The organism is Arthrobacter sp. NPDC093139 (assembly GCF_044754165.1).
Taxonomy (GTDB): Bacteria; Actinomycetota; Actinomycetes; order Actinomycetales; family Micrococcaceae; genus Arthrobacter.
In genome coordinates this window covers 225,420-242,259 of record NZ_JBIVOO010000005.1, presented here as the reverse complement: position 1 = coordinate 242,259, position 16,840 = coordinate 225,420, and the positions used below count along the sequence as shown (strand labels likewise).

General features: G+C 66.6%; 18 protein-coding genes. 10 read left to right on the top strand and 8 right to left on the bottom strand.

Annotated features, from left to right (window positions below; genetic code table 11):
- Positions 1-79: 79 nt before the first annotated feature.
- Genes ACIP90_RS10785 through ccsB form a run of 5 tightly spaced genes read left to right on the top strand, consistent with a single transcriptional unit; the run spans position 80 to position 5,008 of the window.
- A complete protein-coding gene (locus tag ACIP90_RS10785; RefSeq protein ID WP_400579302.1) occupies positions 80-745 on the top strand; it encodes a histidine phosphatase family protein in 666 nt (221 codons plus the stop codon).
- A 2-nt stretch (positions 746-747) separates the two neighbouring features.
- Positions 748-1,359 carry a TlpA family protein disulfide reductase gene (locus ACIP90_RS10780; protein WP_400579300.1) on the top strand — a complete coding sequence of 204 codons (612 nt, stop codon included), beginning with the start codon at positions 748-750 and terminating at the stop codon, positions 1,357-1,359.
- A 15-nt stretch (positions 1,360-1,374) separates the two neighbouring features.
- The gene (locus ACIP90_RS10775; protein ID WP_400579298.1) at positions 1,375-2,130 is read left to right on the top strand and encodes a cytochrome c biogenesis CcdA family protein; all 756 of its coding nucleotides are present in this window, start codon (positions 1,375-1,377) and stop codon (positions 2,128-2,130) included.
- Positions 2,130-3,869 carry a cytochrome c biogenesis protein ResB gene (locus tag ACIP90_RS10770; RefSeq protein WP_400579297.1) on the top strand — a complete coding sequence of 580 codons (1,740 nt, stop codon included), beginning with the start codon at positions 2,130-2,132 and terminating at the stop codon, positions 3,867-3,869. Before ACIP90_RS10775 ends, ACIP90_RS10770 begins: the two co-directional genes overlap by 1 nt.
- Positions 3,869-5,008 (top strand): c-type cytochrome biogenesis protein CcsB, encoded by a 1,140-nt coding sequence (gene ccsB, locus ACIP90_RS10765; protein ID WP_400579295.1) that lies wholly within the window; start codon positions 3,869-3,871, stop codon positions 5,006-5,008. Before ACIP90_RS10770 ends, ccsB begins: the two co-directional genes overlap by 1 nt.
- 87 nt (positions 5,009-5,095) lie before the next feature.
- Here the strand turns inward: ccsB and ACIP90_RS10760 are convergent, their stop codons facing one another.
- From ACIP90_RS10760 to ACIP90_RS10750, 3 genes are all read right to left on the bottom strand, one after another.
- On the bottom strand, positions 5,096-5,473 hold the full coding sequence (locus tag ACIP90_RS10760; RefSeq protein WP_400579293.1) for a hypothetical protein: 378 nt from the start codon (positions 5,471-5,473) through the stop codon (positions 5,096-5,098).
- Positions 5,473-5,901: a hypothetical protein gene (locus ACIP90_RS10755; RefSeq protein WP_400579291.1), complete on the bottom strand. Its 429-nt coding sequence runs from the start codon at positions 5,899-5,901 to the stop codon at positions 5,473-5,475. Before ACIP90_RS10755 ends, ACIP90_RS10760 begins: the two co-directional genes overlap by 1 nt.
- Positions 5,902-6,269: 368 nt before the next feature.
- The gene (locus ACIP90_RS10750; RefSeq protein ID WP_400579289.1) at positions 6,270-6,686 is read right to left on the bottom strand and encodes a PLD nuclease N-terminal domain-containing protein; all 417 of its coding nucleotides are present in this window, start codon (positions 6,684-6,686) and stop codon (positions 6,270-6,272) included.
- 146 nt (positions 6,687-6,832) lie between these two features.
- Here ACIP90_RS10750 and ACIP90_RS10745 point away from each other — a divergent pair, with 146 nt between their 5' ends.
- Positions 6,833-7,186 (top strand): DUF4229 domain-containing protein, encoded by a 354-nt coding sequence (locus ACIP90_RS10745; protein WP_400579287.1) that lies wholly within the window; start codon positions 6,833-6,835, stop codon positions 7,184-7,186.
- Positions 7,187-7,201: 15 nt separating this feature from the next.
- Here the strand turns inward: ACIP90_RS10745 and ACIP90_RS10740 are convergent, their stop codons facing one another.
- From ACIP90_RS10740 to ACIP90_RS10720, 5 genes are all read right to left on the bottom strand, one after another.
- Positions 7,202-8,083 (bottom strand): 1,4-dihydroxy-2-naphthoate polyprenyltransferase, encoded by an 882-nt coding sequence (locus ACIP90_RS10740; RefSeq protein ID WP_400579285.1) that lies wholly within the window; start codon positions 8,081-8,083, stop codon positions 7,202-7,204.
- A 109-nt stretch (positions 8,084-8,192) separates the two neighbouring features.
- Positions 8,193-9,341 carry an AMP-binding protein gene (locus ACIP90_RS10735; RefSeq protein ID WP_400579283.1) on the bottom strand — a complete coding sequence of 383 codons (1,149 nt, stop codon included), beginning with the start codon at positions 9,339-9,341 and terminating at the stop codon, positions 8,193-8,195.
- A 94-nt stretch (positions 9,342-9,435) separates the two neighbouring features.
- Positions 9,436-10,389 (bottom strand): 1,4-dihydroxy-2-naphthoyl-CoA synthase, encoded by a 954-nt coding sequence (locus ACIP90_RS10730; RefSeq protein ID WP_400579281.1) that lies wholly within the window; start codon positions 10,387-10,389, stop codon positions 9,436-9,438.
- 21 nt (positions 10,390-10,410) lie between these two features.
- Positions 10,411-10,851: a VOC family protein gene (locus ACIP90_RS10725; RefSeq protein ID WP_400579279.1), complete on the bottom strand. Its 441-nt coding sequence runs from the start codon at positions 10,849-10,851 to the stop codon at positions 10,411-10,413.
- A 70-nt stretch (positions 10,852-10,921) separates the two neighbouring features.
- A complete protein-coding gene (locus ACIP90_RS10720) occupies positions 10,922-11,683 on the bottom strand; it encodes a lysostaphin resistance A-like protein (RefSeq protein WP_400579278.1) in 762 nt (253 codons plus the stop codon).
- Positions 11,684-11,842: 159 nt separating this feature from the next.
- Between ACIP90_RS10720 and ACIP90_RS10715 the strand changes: the two genes are divergently transcribed.
- The 4 genes from ACIP90_RS10715 to ACIP90_RS10700 all read left to right on the top strand — a co-directional run bounded on the left by ACIP90_RS10715 (position 11,843) and on the right by ACIP90_RS10700 (position 16,727).
- Complete coding sequence (locus tag ACIP90_RS10715; RefSeq protein ID WP_400579276.1) at positions 11,843-12,898, top strand: metal ABC transporter substrate-binding protein; 1,056 nt, start codon at positions 11,843-11,845, stop codon at positions 12,896-12,898.
- Entirely contained in the window at positions 12,895-13,776 is an 882-nt protein-coding gene (locus tag ACIP90_RS10710) for a metal ABC transporter ATP-binding protein (RefSeq protein ID WP_400579274.1), read from the top strand. The genes ACIP90_RS10715 and ACIP90_RS10710 overlap by 4 nt, the downstream gene beginning before the upstream one ends.
- 2 nt (positions 13,777-13,778) lie before the next feature.
- The gene (locus ACIP90_RS10705) at positions 13,779-14,654 is read left to right on the top strand and encodes a metal ABC transporter permease (RefSeq protein WP_400579271.1); all 876 of its coding nucleotides are present in this window, start codon (positions 13,779-13,781) and stop codon (positions 14,652-14,654) included.
- A gap of 195 nt (positions 14,655-14,849) precedes the next feature.
- Positions 14,850-16,727, top strand: coding sequence for an ABC-F family ATP-binding cassette domain-containing protein (locus tag ACIP90_RS10700; RefSeq protein WP_400579269.1), 1,878 nt, complete (start codon positions 14,850-14,852; stop codon positions 16,725-16,727).
- Positions 16,728-16,840 lie beyond the last annotated feature (113 nt).

Below are 16,840 nucleotides of genomic sequence, written 5' to 3'. Positions count from 1 at the left end.
GAACATTTCGTAATTTTCTTGAGTTCTACTAGATGTAGAAGATTTCAGATCGCCCGGCATCTTTGAGAAACTGGTAGACATGCCCCAAGCCACTGTTCATTTGCTCCGCCACGGCGAAGTCCACAATCCTGCGGGCGTCCTGTACGGCAGACTGCCGGAATTCCACCTTTCCGAGCTTGGCCAGCAGATGGCGCAGACGCTGGCGGAACACTTCCGCGACCGCGCCGCCCAAGGCGCAAAGATCGTCTACCTCGTGGCCTCCCCGCTGACCCGCGCCCAAGAGACCGCAGTTCCCACGTCCCAGGCGCTGGGGCTGGAGATCCATACGGACAAGCGCATCATCGAGGCAGAGAACCATTTTGAAGGCCTGAGGGTCACCAAGGCCGAGCTGAGGAAGCCTAAGCACTGGCCGAAGCTCGTGAACCCGATGAGGCCCTCGTGGGGCGAGCCGTACAAGGATCAGGCAGCCCGTGTGCAGGCAGCCGTTGAAGATGCCCGCACCAAGGCGATCGAACTCGGCGGCGACGGCGCCGAGGCCATCATGGTCAGCCACCAGCTTCCCATCTGGGCCACGCGCCTCAGCGCTGAGGGAAAGCCGCTGTGGCACGATCCCCGCAAGCGCGAGTGCACCCTTACCTCCCTGACGTCCCTCGTGTTCGACGACGACGGCACGCTCGTGCGCGTTGTGTACACCGAGCCGGCCGCCGCCCTTCTTCCCGGTGCCTCCAGCACCCCCGGAGCCTAACCATGACCACCCCCCCTGTAAGCTCCCGCCGCAGCGTCCTCGCTGCCGGAGGCCTGGCGTTGACGGCGCTCACGCTGGGTCTGTCCGGCTGCGCCCAGGAAGATGCGTTGGCCAAACAGGCGAAGGCGGGCGACAACAAGAACTACGTCGCCGGGGACGGCTCGGTGACGGAATTCGCGGCCGCGGACCGCAAGGCCGCCGTCGATATCCAGGGCACGCTCTTCAACGGCACCGCAGTCACGCCCAAGGACTTCCTGGGCAAGGTGACTGTCCTGAACTTCTGGTTCGCCGCGTGTGCGCCGTGCCGGGTGGAAGCCCCGCTGCTTGAAGCGCTCCACCAGGAGTTCAAGCCAAAGGGCGTGCAGTTCTTCGGCGTGAACCTGCGGGATGAGAAACCCACTGCGGAAGCCTTCGACAAGACGTTCGGCCTCACCTACCCCAGCTTCAACGACAAGGACGGCGGCGTGCTGCTGTCCGTGTCCGGCCTGGTGCCGCCGGGGGCCGTCCCCACAACACTCGTCCTGGACAAGCAGGGCCGTGTGGCATCGCGCGTGCTGGGGGAGATCCAGAAGGGCACCCTCAAGGCCCTCATTGATTCCGCCGTGGCAGAGTAACGGGCGGACCATACCGTGAACAGCCCCTTCGCCGAAGCCATCCTGAGCGGCTCGCTGCTCCTTGCCATCCCGGTGGCCCTCCTGGCCGGACTGGTGTCCTTCCTCTCGCCCTGTGTCCTGCCGCTGGTGCCCGGATATCTGGGCTACGTCACGGGACTGACCGGCGTGGACCTCCAGAAACAGAAGCGCGGGCGCATGCTGGCCGGCATCGGCCTCTTCGTGCTCGGGTTCTCGGTGATCTTCGTGCTGCTCGGCGGCGCGTTCGGCCAGCTGGGTACGCTGCTCGCCGCCGGCCAGAACGCCTGGATCACCCAGCTGCTCGGAATCCTGGTGATCATCATGGGCGTAGTCTTCATGGGCGGATTCAGCTGGCTCCAGCGCGACGCCAAAATCCATGCGAAACCGCCCGCAGGGCTTTGGGGCGCCCCGCTGCTGGGGATCACGTTCGGCCTCGGCTGGGCGCCGTGCATCGGCCCCACCTACTCCGCCGTCCAGCTGCTGAGCCTCTCCGGCGGTTCGTCCGCGGCGAAGGGGGCCTTCCTGGCGTTTGTCTACAGCCTCGGCCTGGGCATTCCGTTCCTGCTGATAGCGCTGGCAGTGCGCCGCGGCGCCGGCGTGATGTCCTTCTTCCGCAAGCACCGGCTCGCCATCCAGCGGACCGGCGGGGGAGTCCTGATCGTCCTGGGGATCCTGATGGCCACAGGACTGTGGGGCGCCTGGGTCACCCAATTGCAGTACTGGTTCCAAACCGACGTTAAGTTGCCGATCTGATGAGCGAGCGTGTGAAGTCCACCAAGAACCGTCCGGCCGAGGAATCCCCTAAGGATCACGCACCCAAGGACGCCGCCCCGAAGGACGCCCTGGGGGAGGCCAAAGCCAATGCGGCGCTGCCTGCCTTGGGCGCCGGCGGCATGCTCCGCTGGGCCTGGACGCAGCTGACCAGCATGCGAACGGCGCTGTTCCTGCTGCTGCTGCTGGCCGTGGCTGCGGTGCCTGGTTCGCTGTTCCCGCAGCGTCCGGCCAACCCGTCGGTGGTCACGCAGTACATCAAGGACAACCCGGACTACGGCAAGATCCTCGATTCGCTGCAGCTGTACGACGTGTATTCCTCGGCCTGGTTCTCGGGCATTTACATCCTGCTCTTCATCTCGCTGATCGGCTGCGTGGTGCCGCGCGCCATAGCCCACTACCGGGCCATGCGCTCGGAGCCGCCGCGGACCCCGAAGCGGCTGTCCCGCCTGCCGGAGTACGGCACACTGGTGGTGCCCGCGGAAGCCGGCATCCCGGCGTCGGACGCTGTTGAAAACGCAGCGGCGCTGCTCAAGAAACGCGGATACCGCGTTGCGGTGAGGCACGACGGCGAGCGGCCGTCTTTGGGGGCGGAGCGCGGCTTCCTGAAGGAAGTGGGGAACCTTGTCTTCCACACCTCACTGATCGGCGTGCTGGTCTCCGTGGCGGTCGGCGGACTGTTCGGCTACAGCGGCCAGCGGATCCTCGTGGAGGGCGACACGTTCGTCAACACCCTGGTGGGCTACGACCAGTTCAATCCGGGCACCAACTTCCAGAGTAGCCAGCTCCAGCCGTACTCCATCCAGCTCGACAAGTTCCAGATCAAGTTCGACCGGGAGTCCCGGGGCAAGTTCGGCCAGCCCATCGACTTCACCGCAGACGTCACCACAAAGGAAAACCCCGGGGCGCCAGCCAAGAAGGAAGTCCTCAAGGTCAACGAACCGGTGACGCTTGGCGGCACCAGTATTTACCTGACGGGCAACGGCTACGCCCCTGTGGTCACAGTGCGCGACGGCAAGGGCAATGTCGCCATGCAGGGGCCCGTTGTCGCCAAACTGCAGGGCGACAACTACTACTCCTCCGTGGTGATCAAGGTTCCGGACGCGAAGCCGGACCAGCTGGGCTTTGCCGGGTTCTTCCTGCCCACGGCCTTCGTCACCGATGAGGGTATTTCCTTCAGCGGCGATCCCGAACTGATCAACCCGCAGCTGAGCCTGAACTCGTACTACGGCGACCTCGGGCTCGACAAGGGCGCCCCGCAGAACGTGTTTGAACTCGACGTCAAGGACCTGACGCCACTGAATGCCCGCAACCTGGCGACCAAGGGCATCACACTCGCGCCCGGCAGCACGTACACCCTTCCGGACGGCAAGGGCTCCATCAGCTTCGACGGCGTGAAGCGCTATGTCGGCGTCGATATCCACCACAATCCGGGCCAGCTGTCGGCACTGATTTTCGCGCTGCTGGCAGTTGCCGGCCTGGTGATCTCCCTCTACGTCAACCGGCGCCGCGTTTGGGTGCGGACGGGCAGGCACGAGGACGGGCGCACCATGGTGGAATACGGCCTGCTGGCCCGCGGTGAGGACCACCGGCTGGCCGGCGAGGCCGCGGCGATCCGCGGGCTGCTGCAGCGCGAGTGGGGCCTCGACCCGGACGGGCCCGGCACACCATCCTCCAATTCCTCACCAGCAGGCTCGGCTGAGCCGAAGAAGGACCGGTAATGTTCCCCATCAACGAAACCATGGGCCAGTACAGCGAGCTGTTCATGCTCCTCGCGGCGGGCACCTACACGGTGGCGTTCATCGCCTTCGCGTGGGACCTGGCCAAGAGCAGCAGGGCCCTCCGTGCCGTCGACCTGAAGGCGGCCGCCGCGGCGTCCCCTGAGGGCTCGTCCGACGCCGACGTGAAGGCGCCCGTGGCAGCAGGCGCCGGGGGCGCGGGCGGCGCCGCCGGAACTGTCGATGCCGGCCGTACCGAGGGGCACCTTGCCGGACCGGCCGGCCGTGCCGAGCGGCCGTCGTCGTCCGTTTCCGCCAAGGCGCAGGCCGGCGGCGGCGCGGCAGGGCAGACGGCGGACGCCAGCATGAGCTACGGCGGCGAGCGCCGTGCCCCCGCACGCGTGGCTGTCGCCCTGACCATCCTGGGCGCCGCCATTCACGCAGCGGGCGTGGTGACCCGTGCCATCGGCTCCGGGCGCGTGCCGTGGGGCAATATGTACGAGTTCCTGACCACCGGCGCGTTCGTGGCGGTGGCTGTGTTCCTCGTGGTGCTGATCCGGCGCGACCTGCGGTTCCTGGGCACCTTTGTGGTGGGCCTGGTGATCATCATGCTGGTGGCTGCCTCCGTGGCCTACTGGACACCCGTGGGCCACCTCGTGCCGGCTCTGCAGAGCTACTGGCTGATCATCCACGTCTCGATTGCCGTGCTTTCCTCGGCGCTGTTCACCCTGACGTTCGCGATGTCCGCACTGCAGCTCGTGCAGTCACACCGGCAAAGGACCATCGCGGCAGGCGGGGCGGACAAGCTGGGCTTCATGCGCCTGGTGCCGTCCGCGCTGAGCCTGGAGAACCTCTCCTACCGCATCAACGCGATCGCCTTCATCGGGTGGACCTTCACACTCATGTTCGGGGCCATCTGGGCTGAGAAGGCCTGGGGGCGCTTCTGGGGCTGGGACACCAAGGAAGTGTGGACCTTCGTGATCTGGGTGGTCTACGCCGGCTACCTGCACGCCCGCGCAACCCGCGGGTGGACGGGAACCCGCGCGGCCTGGCTGTCGATCGTGGGCTACCTGTGCGTGGTTTTCAACTTCACCATCGTGAACCAGTTCTTCAACGGACTGCACTCCTACTCGGGGCTGTAGGGCGGCCGCCTTCGCCGTCGTTCGCCGTTTGCCATAAAGGGCCGCTCAGCTTGCTGCTGGGCGGCCCTTTCCGGCAAACGGGCGGGTCTACCGCGGGGGCGGCTTGGTCCGGCCGGGCTTCCACCCCCGTTCCGTCAGTGCAGCCCGCACCCGGGTCACAGCGTTGGGCTCCATCCCTGGGGAGAACGGGTCCAGATCCCACTGGGTCAGGACGACGACGAGCCAGCCGAGTCCGCGGGCATTCTCGTCCCGGAAGATGTCGCTGCGCCGCTGTGCGGGAGTTGCGTGGTGGCCGCCGTCGTACTGAATGGCGATCCTGAATTCCTCGTAGGACATGTCCGGATCCTGAATCCAGCCGCCGGTTTCATCGAACATGGGCACGTTGATGGCAGGCTCGGGCAGGCCGGAGCGCACCAACAGGAGGCGGAGCTCCGTCTCCTTGGGCGAATCGGTGTCCGCACGCATCAGTGCCCTGGCCTGCGTCGCCTTCCGGTATCCGGCCGGCCCGCCTTCGTGGCGAGGTACGCGTCCAGTGCGGCCGGAGTGGACAGGGCTCCTCTGCGCCGGAACAGGAAATCGCCGGCAATGACCAGTTCATCCAGGCTCAGGACGCCGGCAAGCTCGAACCAGGTGCGCAGCGGAGACGTGCAGGCGAATTGCCGGCCCGACGTAATTTCATCGGGCGCAAGCACGGATTGGTGCCCCACCACGTCCTTGCGCCGCACGGCCCGGGTTCCGGGCTGGCACGTCAGATGGATGGCAGGCTTTCTGTGAGCGGGGGAGACGAGGCCACGTGGCAACGGAAAGCCCCACAGCACCGCGGCGGTGAGATGGCTGACGACGGCGCCCGTGGTGGCCAATACGAGCGCCCGGGCCCGGACCTTGAGCGTCATGTCGGTCGCAGCCGGAACGCGGACGCCGTGGCACGGGCTGGCCAGGTCTGGGCCCGGCAGCGCCGCCGTGTCAGGCCGGCGGCCTGTGCCTGTTTCACGGTGAACGGCTGGCCGGACAGGGCTTGGGGGAGCGGCACGGGGCGGGGCATGACTGCATTCTCGTAGCCCGGGGAGACCGGCAAGGCGTTATCCACACAACAGTTGCCGTGTGGAGGAAGGGTGCTCCGACGCCGTTTGCCAGAAAGGGCCGCTCAGCAGCGTTCTAAGCGGCCCTTTTTGGCAAACGGGGAGGAGTCGAAGCGTGGCAGGGCGGAGTCAAAACGTGGCAGGGCAGCGGAAGTCGCCCTGTTCTACCCGGCTTCGAGGTTTTACTTGGCTTCGGGGTTTCCCTCGGCGCTGGCATCTCCGGCACCAGACGCCCCGGACTCACCTGTGCCGCGGGACCCGTCGTCGTTCTTGGCCTTTTTGGCTTCGAGGTCGTCCTTCAGCTTGCGCAGCCGCTCCGCTTCGGCCTGCTTGCGGCGGCGCTGTTCCAGGTTGCGGAGGAAATCGGGGTCGTCGTCAGGGGCCGTGGGATGGGCGTAGGCCCGCCGGATCGGCGCCTCATAGCGCGGCCGCCCGATCAGGAACCACAGGGCTGCGCCGACGATGGGAAGAAGGACAACGATGAGGATCCATGTTGTTTTGGAGAAGCCTCGGGTAAGGCTCGCATCAGTCCGGATCACGTCCACCAGTCCGTAGACGTAAATGGCAAGAACGGCGACTGCTATGGCAACACGGAGCATGCATTCAGTCTAGCTGTCACATGCCCCGGCGGAGATTACAGTATGTGCACGGCCAGTACCAGAGATTTCCGGCAATCGGACCCCGTGGTTTTGAGGCGTGCGGAGGGGCGAAGGTTTCGTTCAGGGTTGGCGGCTAAACTTGGATAGTGGCTTTTGTGAAATACTCCCTGATCCGTCTTGCCCTCTTTGTGCCGCTGTTTGCACTCTTCGTGTTCCTGCAGTTGGGCTGGCTCCTGGCCGTGATCTGTGCCGGACTCATTTCCTTTGCCATCAGCTACCTTTTCTTCCAGAAGCAGCGGGATGCGGCGACGGCCTCGTTGCATGCGCGGTTCTCCGGCCGGGCCAAGCCCCTGCGCACCGCCGGTGAAGTAGCCGACGCGGAGGCCGAGGACCGCCTGACCGACGCCCACCCGGACGTCACCGTCCGAAACGAGATCCCCAAGAGCGACACCCCCAACAGCGAAACCCGGAACGGCAACCCCCGGAACCAGGAAGCGTAGTACCCGCCGGGCTGCCTACGTCCCGTGGCTCAGGATCAGCCCCAGCGAGAACAGCGCAGCGTAGCCCAGGTTGATGAGGCCGGTCTGCTTCAGGACCGGAATGAGGGCCTTGCGCTTCCGGCCATTGATCATCAGCCAGGCGGGCATGAGGCTGGCCGGGATGAGCAGCAGGACAATGAGCATCCAGGGCCGCGTGGGCGCCAGGATCACCACGAGCAGGATGGCTACGGCGAGCATCAGCACGTAGCTTTCGCGGGCATGCTTATCGCCCAGCCGCACGGCCAGGGTGCGTTTTCCGGCCTGGATGTCTGACGGGATGTCGCGGACATTGTTGGCCATCAGCAGGGCACACGCAATGAGGCCCGTGCCGATCGCGCCGATGACGGCGGGGAGGCTCAGCTGCCCGGCCTGGGTGTATGTAGTGCCGAGGGTTGCCACGAGTCCGAAGAAGACGAACACGAAGACGTCGCCCAGGCCCATGTAGCCGTACGGGTTCTTGCCCCCGGTGTAGCCCCAGGCCGCCATCACACAGCCGGCGCCGACGAGCAGCAGCCACCATGTCTGGGTGAGGATGATCAGGATCAGGCCAAAAAGCATGGCCACGCCGAAGGCCCCGAAGGCAGCGTACTTGACGTGCTCCGGGGACGCCGCGCCGGATCCGACCAGCCGCAGCGGTCCCACACGGTTTTCATCCGTGCCGCGGATCCCGTCAGAGTAGTCGTTGGCATAGTTGACGCCGACCTGCAGCAGCAGCGCCACCAGGGCCGCCAGAATGGCGTTGAGCGGGCGGAAAGCGCCCATCTCAAATGCCGCAGCCGTGCCGATCAGGACAGGGGCGATCGCCGCGGGCAGGGTGCGGAGCCGGGCGCCTTGGATCCATTGTGCGGCTGTGGCCACAGTGAGTACCTCGTGTTGGTCGGGTGGAACGTTGCCTTGCAGGTTGCGCGGCAGGAGTCGTGCGGAAACCGCCGCGGCGCGCATGAGCCCGCCGCGGAGCGGAACTAGTCTATTTTCCCTGATGCAGGGCGTGCAGCCGTTCAATCATGGCGAGCCGGTCGGGTTTGCCGTTGGGCAGCATGATCAGGTCGCTGGCCGGAAGGACGGTCTTGGGAGCCAGCAGGCCCAGCGTCCGGTGCCATTCCTCAGCCAGCGCGGCGCCGTGAGCGCCATCCGCGGCCCCGGATGAGGAGCCGGACACCGCAACATAGGCGGCCACGGCCTGCCCCCATTTCGCGGACTGGACCCCGGCCACGAAGGCCGCCTTCACGCCGTCGAACTTCTCCAGCTCTTCCTGCACGTGGGCGGCGGAGACCTTGATGCCTCCGGTAATGATGACGTCGTCGGCGCGGCCCAGAACCGTGAGCCGGCCGTCCGCGTCCAGCGTTCCGAGATCGTTGGTCCGGTACCAGCGGACGCCCTCCTCGTCGGTGAAGGCCTCCGCCGTCAGCCCGGGAGCATTTAGGTAGCCGGCCGCCAGGGTGGCCCCGCCGAGGTGGATGCGCCCGTCTTCCGCCAGCCGGACCGCGGCACCTTCGAGCGGAAAGCCGTCATACACGCAGCCGCCGCAGGTTTCCGCGGCGCCATAGGTGGCGATCACCCTGATGCCGGCGTCGCGGGCTGCGTCCAGGAGGGCCGCCGGAGCCGGGCCGCCGCCGAGCAAGATGCCGTTGAAGCGGCGCAGGACCGTGAGTGTGGCCGCCGTCGGGTTGGCCAGCAGCCGCTGCAGCTGCGTGGGCACCAGGGACGTGAAGCGGATGTTGTCCGTCAGTTCCTGTGCCGCGGCCGTGAAGCCGTCCACGGTGAACCCGTTGGACAGGTCCATGGCCCACGGCCTCGTCCCGGCAAACAGCGAACGCACCAGCACCTGCACGCCCGCGACGTACTGCACGGGCAGGGCCAGGAGCCATTGGCCTTCGCCCTTGAGCGCGAAGGCCGTGGCCATCGACGAAGCGGCGAGGGCGTCCACCGTCAGGACCGTGGCTTTGGGCGTGCCCGTGGAACCGGAGGTGCGGACCACCACGGCTGCCCCCTCGACGCCGGTGTTCTCCACCAGGGAAACCACCGGATCACCGTCGGGTCCCGCGGAAAGCTCGACGGCGGGGCCCTCACCGTGGAGGGCGGCAGCAAGAGCCTTCAGGGCTGGTTCGATGTTCACGGGGTCCGCCTTGGTGAAGTGTGCTGTGGGGCTGGGGTCATGGGGGTAGTCTTTGCGTCGTGCCGAGCGTGCCGGGCTCAGCAGCCCTGCGGGCTCAGAAGTAGTACGGGAACCTGGACCACTCCGGATCACGCTTCTCGAGGAACGCCTCTTTGCCTTCCACCGCTTCGTCGGTCATGTAGGCCAGGCGGGTGGCTTCACCCGCGAACACCTGCTGGCCGGCCAGGCCGTCGTCGGCAAGGTTGAATGCGAACTTGAGCATGCGGATGGCCTGCGGCGACTGCCTGGCGATGTCTGCGGCGTATTCGAGCGCCACGTCCTCGAGCCTTTCGTGGTCCACCGCCTCGTTCACGGCCCCCATGCGGACCATGTCGTCGGCGGAGTACTCCCGGGCCAGGAAGAAGATCTCGCGGGCTGCCTTCTGCCCGATCTGGCGGGCCAGCAGCGCGGAGCCGTAGCCGGCGTCGAAACTGCCCACCGTGGCATCGGTCTGTTTGAACTTGCCGTACTGGCGCGAGGCGATGGTGAGGTCCGCGACCACATGCAGTGAGTGGCCCCCGCCGGCTGCCCAGCCGTTGACGACGGCGACGACCACCTTGGGCATGGTCCGCATCAGCCGCTGGACTTCCAGGATGTGGAGGCGCCCGGCGCGGGCCGGGTCGATGGTTTCCTTGGTGTCGCCAACCGCATAGCGGTACCCGTCCCTGCCCCGGATCCGCTGGTCCCCGCCGGAGCAGAACGAGTGCCCGCCGTCCCTGGGGGAGGGGCCGTTGCCCGTGAGCAGTACGGTGGCCACGTCCGGGGTCATCCGGGCGTGGTCCATGGCGCGGTAGAGCTCGTCAACCGTGGCCGGGCGGAACGCGTTGCGGACTTCGGGGCGGTTGAACGCGATGCGCACGGTGGGCAGATCCCGCACCACGCTGCCGGAGGCATCCCGCTCCACCTGCCGGTGGTACGTCATGTCCTGGAAGTCGTCGAAACCTGAGACGGTGCGCCAGCGCGACGGGTCGAACACATCGGATACCTTGGCGGGGATTTCGTTGCTCACCGTCCAAGTCTAGTAATCGTGTCAGCTGATGCAGAACTCGTTGCCCTCGGGGTCCGCCATGGTGTGCCAGGAATGCGGCCCCTGGCTGGCGGTCCACAGGAAGGTGGCGCCACGGGCCTCAAGCTCCCGGCGGACCTCGTCCTTGTCCCGGTCCCCGATCCTCACATCCCAATGAATGCGGTTCTTGAGCGTCTTCTGTTCCGGAACGGTCTGGAAGAGGATGCGCCGCTCGGGCGCCTTGGCCTCGAGTTCCTCGACGGGCCGGATCGCCGCCCCGTCCTTCCAGACCAGCCTGCCGTTGTGGGTCACCGTGTCCGCGTCGGTGGCGAAGCCCTGCTCGATCATCGAGCGGATGAAGCCCTCGTCCTGCGGCTCCACCGCCCACTCAAGCGTCTCAGCCCACCAGTCGGCGAGGTCATGCGGATTCTTGCAGTCGACGGCGATCTGAATGTTGAGTCCCATGGGACAAAACTACGACGGCGGCCGGACCGCCCGATAGGGGGCAATGTGCGTTTTGCCGTCCGGCCGGAGGCTAGCCCTGCAGCTGCTGCATCTGGTCAAGCAGTTCCGGCGGAATGCTGTACAGGAAGATGGCGGCCAGCAGGTTCTTGGCGGCGTGGACAAAGTAGGAGAACATCAGGTTCCGCCCTGTCCACACATAGACGAACACCAGCGTGGCGCCCATGGCCAGATACGGCATCAGGGCCGTCAACGTGAGTGCCTCCTGACCCACGATGTGGAGGGCGGCGAACAGCACGACCGACAGGGCGCAGCAGATCCAGATGTTGATGCGGCGGCTGAGCTTGCCGATGAGCAGGTGCCGGAAGATGTACTCCTCCACAAACGGGCCCACGACGACGATAAGCGGCACCATGAGCCACGCCGGAACCTGCTGCATGAGCTCCTGGAGCCCGGCCTGGTTCACGGACGTCTCCGTGGTGCCGCCAAGAACCACGAGGATTGCGGTGAAAATCATCATGGCGGTGACAGCCAGCGGCACCATCGCGGCCGTAAACCACGGCCTGGTGGCCAGCACCTTGAGGTCGCGCGCCACCACCTGCCGGGCGGCGAAGACGGCCAAGATGCCGACGCACCCGTAGAACACGAGGTTCACCGCGTACGAGGCGACGGCGGGCGTCGGGGCGAGCAGCCGGAGCAGCGGCAGGAGCAATTCCCCGGCTACTGCGAAGAAGAGGGCAATGGCCACATAGAGCCCCACGGTGGTGTAGTCGAGCGGCGAAAACCGGTAAAGTTCCGGGCGCGGAGCGGGCAGGGTGCGTCGGGTTGTCACCATGCCTCCAGCCTAGTCCCGCGGCCCGCGCTTAGGACCCGTCGGCCCGAACGGCGTGCACGCCTTCCGCCCAAACTGGTCGCCGATCGGTGGCGCGCCCCCGGCGCCCGGCTGCAAGCCCCGCGTTGCAGAGGCCAATAGGCTCCCGTTAGAATATTCGGTATGCCTAACTTTCTGTTTCGGTGCGCCAAAGTAGTCCGCCGAACCGTTGCCCTCCGGAGCGCTTCCACCCGCTCCGGTTCGGGCACGTCCATGTTCCGTCCTACTGACCGCACCAGCTCCGCAAAATCCCGCGTAAAGCGGGACGGCCGGCTGAAGTCCGCAGCCGCCGTCGCGCTTCTTGCCCTGTCACTTACGGCGTGCGGCGGCAATGCCGCCGGCAATGGTGACGACGGCCGGCCGGTGGTGCTGACCACGTTCACGGTGCTGGCTGATGTGGCGAAGAACGTTGCCGGTGACAAGCTCCGGGTGGAGTCCATCACCAAGGCCGGGGCGGAGATCCATGGCTACGAGCCGACGCCGGGGGACATCCGCAAGGCATCGCAGGCGGACCTCATTTTGGACAACGGACTCAACCTGGAAGCCTGGTTCGCACAGTTCGTGGAGGGCATCGACGTGCCCCACGCGGTGGTGAGCGAGGGCGTGGAACCCATGTCCATCAGGGAGGACGCGTACCAGGGCAAACCGAACCCCCATGCATGGATGTCGCCGCTCAACGTCCAGATCTACGTTGACAACATGGTCAAGGCCTTCTCCGAGCTGGACCCGGGCAACGCGGCCGTGTTCGAGGCCAACGGCAAGGCGTACAAGGCAAAGCTGCAGGCTGTGCAGGACGAGATGAAGGCCAAGCTGGCCGCTGTCCCCAAGAACCAGCGGGCGCTCGTGACGTGCGAGGGTGCCTTCTCCTACCTCGCCCGCGATGCCGGTCTCCAAGAGGTGTACATCTGGGCGGTCAACGCCGAACAGCAGGCCACGCCGCAGCAGATCACCGAGGCCATCGGCTTCGTGCGGAAGAACAAGGTGCCGGCCGTCTTCTGCGAATCGACGGTGTCGGACGCCCCGATGCAGCAGGTGGTGGAAGCCACCGGCGCTAAGTTCGGCGGCGTGCTCTACGTGGACTCGCTGTCCGAAGCCGACGGCCCCGTTCCCACCTACCTGGACCTCATCAGGCACGACTCCAAGGTCATCACTGCCGCACTGAATGGGGGCTCGTCATGAGCATGCACGTAGCCCGCCGGCACGCACCCCCGGAGCAGTCCGCGCCCCCACCCGCCATCCAGGTGGCGGGGGTGATTGTGCACTACGGCGAAGTGCTCGCGCTGGATTCCGCTTCGCTGAGCCTCGAGCATGCCAGGATCTGCGGCCTTATCGGCATGAACGGCTCGGGAAAGTCCACGCTGTTCAAAGCCATCATGGGCATGATCAAGCCCGACGCCGGGCGCGTGCTGATCAACGGCGCACCACCGGCCAAGGCACGCAAGGAGGGCGGGATCGGCTACGTCCCGCAGAGCGAGGACGTGGACTGGCAGTTCCCGCTGTCCGTGCGGGACGTGGTGATGATGGGCCGCTACGGCCACCAGGGCTTTACCCGTCGCCCCTCCAAGGCTGACCGGGCCGCCGTTGACGAGGCACTGGAGCGGGTGGAACTCTCAGAGTTTGCGGGCCGGCAGATCGGGCAGCTCTCGGGCGGGCAGAAGAAGCGTGCCTTTGTGGCGCGGGGAATTGCCCAGGGTGCCACCATCATGCTCCTTGACGAGCCTTTCGCAGGGGTGGACAAGCGATCGGAAGCCACCATCACGCGGTTGCTGCGCGAGCTGGCCGCCGACGGCTGCACCATCCTCATCTCCACCCATGACCTTCACGCCCTTCCGCAGCTGTGCGATGAAGCAGTCCTCCTGATGCGCAAGGTGCTGATGCACGGAACTCCGGACGTAGTGCTGCAGCCAGAGAACCTGGCCATGGCCTTCGGACTGGACGTCCTGAACCGGGACGGCGCAGGCACCCCGCAGACGGCAGGCACCCCGGAGACCGCAGGCAACCGGGAGGCCGCAGGCAACCGGGACGGCCGGGCCGTTGCCCACGAGTGGGGGATCTGAGCATGGACCTCGTCACTCTCCTCACCGAACCCCTTGGCTATGACTTCATGGTCCGGGCCATCGTCACCACGGCGCTCGCCGCCGTCGTGTGCGCGGTCCTGAGCTGCTGGCTCGTCCTGATCGGCTGGTCGCTAATGGGCGACGCCGTCTCCCATGCCGTACTTCCCGGCGTCGTGCTTGCCTACATCGTTGGGGCGCCGTTCGCCCTCGGTGCGCTGGTGTTCGCGCTGATTGCGGTGGCCCTGATCGGGGTGGTCCGCAGCACGAGCAGGGTGAAGGAGGACGCCGCGATCGGAATCGTGTTCAGTTCCCTGTTCGCCCTGGGACTCGTGCTGATCTCCGTGACCCCGAGCCAGACGGACCTGAACCACATCATTTTCGGAAACCTGCTGGGCGTCAGCGTCCCGGACCTCATCCAGGTTCTGGTGCTGGGCGTGGTGGCATTCGCCATTCTCATCCTGAAGCGCCGCGACCTCACCCTCTACGCATTCGACCCCACGCACGCGCACGCCATCGGCCTGTCACCGAAGCGCCTCGGCGCCCTGCTCCTGGGGCTGCTGGCATTGACGTCGGTGGTGGCGCTGCAGACCGTCGGCGTGGTGCTGGTGGTGGCCATGCTCATCATTCCCGGGGCCACGGCGTACCTGCTGACCGAGCGGTTCTCGCGCATGCTGGTGATTGCCCCGTCCATTTCGGCGGCGTGCTCGATTGCCGGCATCTACTTCAGTTACTACCTGGACACGGCGTCGGGCGCCATGGTGGTGCTCACCCAGGGCGCGGTTTTCGCCGTCGTCTATCTGTTCAGCCCCCGCCAGGGGCTCATCGGCACCCGGCTGGCGAAGGCCCGCCGCAGGAAGGCTGCCGTGCTCGCTGCCTAAACAGCGGCCGACGGAGGAGGCTCGCCTTGAAGGTGAACCTTGACGGCACTGGCGCTGCCGGGCACTCTGGAAGGCATGAAGTCCTAATCAGCGGCGATGGCATATGGCCGGGTCGCATCCCGTCACCGGGCTCCGTAGATCACGTCCCCTGGACGGGACCGATCCGGGCCACCCTTCGGACTGCAAGGACTTCCCATGACTGAACGCACTTCCCGCGTAACGCAGACTTTCTCCGCTGAGCAGGTTTTCCGGGCCGAGCAGATGCGTCTTTCCGGCGTCCGGCACAGCTTCGGGGACCGCGAACTGTTTGACGACGTCGACTTGGTGATCTCGCCGGGGGAGCACGTGGCGATCGTCGGGGAGAACGGCGCCGGCAAATCCACCCTGCTGAAAATCCTGGCAGGGCTCGAGAAACCGCAAGCCGGCACGGCTGTCCACCACGGACGGGTGGGCTATCTGGCGCAGACATCCGGGCTGCCGGAAGGGCTGACCGTGGCCGACGCCATCGACGAGGCACTGCGCCCGCTGCGCGACATGGAAGCCGAACTCGAGCGTCTGGAGAGGGCCCTGGCCACTGCCGAAGACTCCGGGCTGGAGGCTTACGGCAGCCTGCAGACCCAGTACCAGATGCGTGAAGGCTACGCCGCGGAATCACGCGTGGAAGCGGCGTTGGACCGGCTGGGCCTTGGCGGTGTGGACCGCAAACGGACCATGGGGTCACTGTCCGGCGGGGAGCAGGAACGTGTCGCCCTTGCCTGCCTGCTGGCCGACCCCGCCGAAATCCTGCTTCTTGACGAGCCCACCAACCACTTGGATGCGAACGGCGTGGCCTGGCTGGAAACACGACTTGCCGCGCACCGCGGCACGGTGGTGGTCGTTTCCAACGACCGGGTCCTGCTCCGGAAGATCGCATCCACGGTGATTGAAGTGGATGCCGAACGCGGCGCAGTGAACCGGTACGGCAACGGTTACGACGGCTACCTCAAGGAGAAGCGGGCCGAGCGGCAGCGCTGGATACAGCAGTACCACGGCTGGATCGACGCCATGGCTGCCGAGCGGAAGCAGGCGGACACCGTCGCAACCACCATGGGCTACGCCCGCCGGCGCGACGGCGACAAAATGAGCTTCGACTACAAGGCCGGCACCTGGGAAAGTGCCGCCACGAGCAAGATCCGCAATGCCCGCGAGCGGCTCCGTCGTCTCGAAGCGAGCCCTGTCCAGAAGCCTCCGGAGCGGCTGAAGCTGGATGCGCGACTGGCCGCGGATGTGGACGGCAGGCCCGGCGACGACGGCGTTGGCTCTGACGGGGCCGACCGGGACGGCGGCGGTCGGGAAAAGGCCGGCCGGGAAAGGGCCGGCCGGGAGGGTGGCGGTGCCGGCGCCAGCGCCACGGATCTGCGTGGTGCTGAACGATATGGGGCCGTGTTTCGCGTTCACGGCGTGCGCGTACCAGGCCGCTTGGACGTGCCCGCCTTCCGGGTGGATGCGGGGCAGAAAATCCTGATCACCGGGCCCAATGGAGCGGGAAAATCCACGCTGCTGTCCGTGCTGGCGGGGACGCTGGTGCCGACCCAGGGCGTGGTGGAACGCCCGGACAAGGTGGGGTATCTGCAGCAGGAACTTGAGCTGCCCAGACAGCCGTCGCTGCGGCTGCTTCCCGCCTTCGCTGCCGGCCTGGGCGGCAACATCGACGATCACGCAGAGGCGCTGCTCCGGCTTGGCCTGTTCCGCGCCACCGAGTTCCATGTGCCGCTGGGCGGATTGTCGGCCGGCCAGCAGCGGCGGCTTGCATTGGCGAGGCTGCTTCTGGGGGACCACGACATCCTGCTGCTCGACGAACCGACCAACCACCTGGCTCCCGTTCTCGTGGAGGAACTCGAAACCGCGCTCGCCGGGTTCGGCGGGACGGTGGTCATGGTGAGTCACGACCGCGCCCTGCGGCAGTGGTTCCGTGGCTGTGCCCACCGCCCCGCGGGCAGAGTTCGCGATTCTTCGGGGTCAGCCGTCACCGGCACCTGGCTGCAATACACGATGGACGGCGGAGCGATCGCGCCGGCCCCGCCGACTGCCTAGGCCCCCGACTTCACAGGGCCCCCCGGCTGCATAGCCCGCCCGCCGACTGCACAGCCAGGCACCTGGCCCGGAAACGCCAGCGCCAGTGCTGGCGGCCTGGGGCCGCCGGCACT

Bases quoted from the DNA above. Each gene is read 5' to 3' on its own strand.
- ACIP90_RS10785 (WP_400579302.1), top strand. From the start codon at position 80: ATGCCCCAAGCCACTGTTCATTTGCTCCGCCACGGCGAAGTCCACAAT.
- ACIP90_RS10780 (WP_400579300.1), top strand. From the start codon at position 748: ATGACCACCCCCCCTGTAAGCTCCCGCCGCAGCGTCCTCGCTGCCGGA.
- ACIP90_RS10770 (WP_400579297.1), top strand. From the start codon at position 2,130: ATGAGCGAGCGTGTGAAGTCCACCAAGAACCGTCCGGCCGAGGAATCC.
- ccsB (WP_400579295.1), top strand. From the start codon at position 3,869: ATGTTCCCCATCAACGAAACCATGGGCCAGTACAGCGAGCTGTTCATG.
- ACIP90_RS10760 (WP_400579293.1), bottom strand. From the start codon at position 5,473: ATGCGTGCGGACACCGATTCGCCCAAGGAGACGGAGCTCCGCCTCCTG.
- ACIP90_RS10755 (WP_400579291.1), bottom strand. From the start codon at position 5,901: ATGACGCTCAAGGTCCGGGCCCGGGCGCTCGTATTGGCCACCACGGGC.
- ACIP90_RS10750 (WP_400579289.1), bottom strand. From the start codon at position 6,686: ATGCTCCGTGTTGCCATAGCAGTCGCCGTTCTTGCCATTTACGTCTAC.
- ACIP90_RS10725 (WP_400579279.1), bottom strand. From the start codon at position 10,851: ATGGGACTCAACATTCAGATCGCCGTCGACTGCAAGAATCCGCATGAC.
- ACIP90_RS10720 (WP_400579278.1), bottom strand. From the start codon at position 11,683: ATGGTGACAACCCGACGCACCCTGCCCGCTCCGCGCCCGGAACTTTAC.
- ACIP90_RS10715 (WP_400579276.1), top strand. From the start codon at position 11,843: ATGCCTAACTTTCTGTTTCGGTGCGCCAAAGTAGTCCGCCGAACCGTT.
- ACIP90_RS10710 (WP_400579274.1), top strand. From the start codon at position 12,895: ATGAGCATGCACGTAGCCCGCCGGCACGCACCCCCGGAGCAGTCCGCG.
- ACIP90_RS10705 (WP_400579271.1), top strand. From the start codon at position 13,779: ATGGACCTCGTCACTCTCCTCACCGAACCCCTTGGCTATGACTTCATG.
- ACIP90_RS10700 (WP_400579269.1), top strand. From the start codon at position 14,850: ATGACTGAACGCACTTCCCGCGTAACGCAGACTTTCTCCGCTGAGCAG.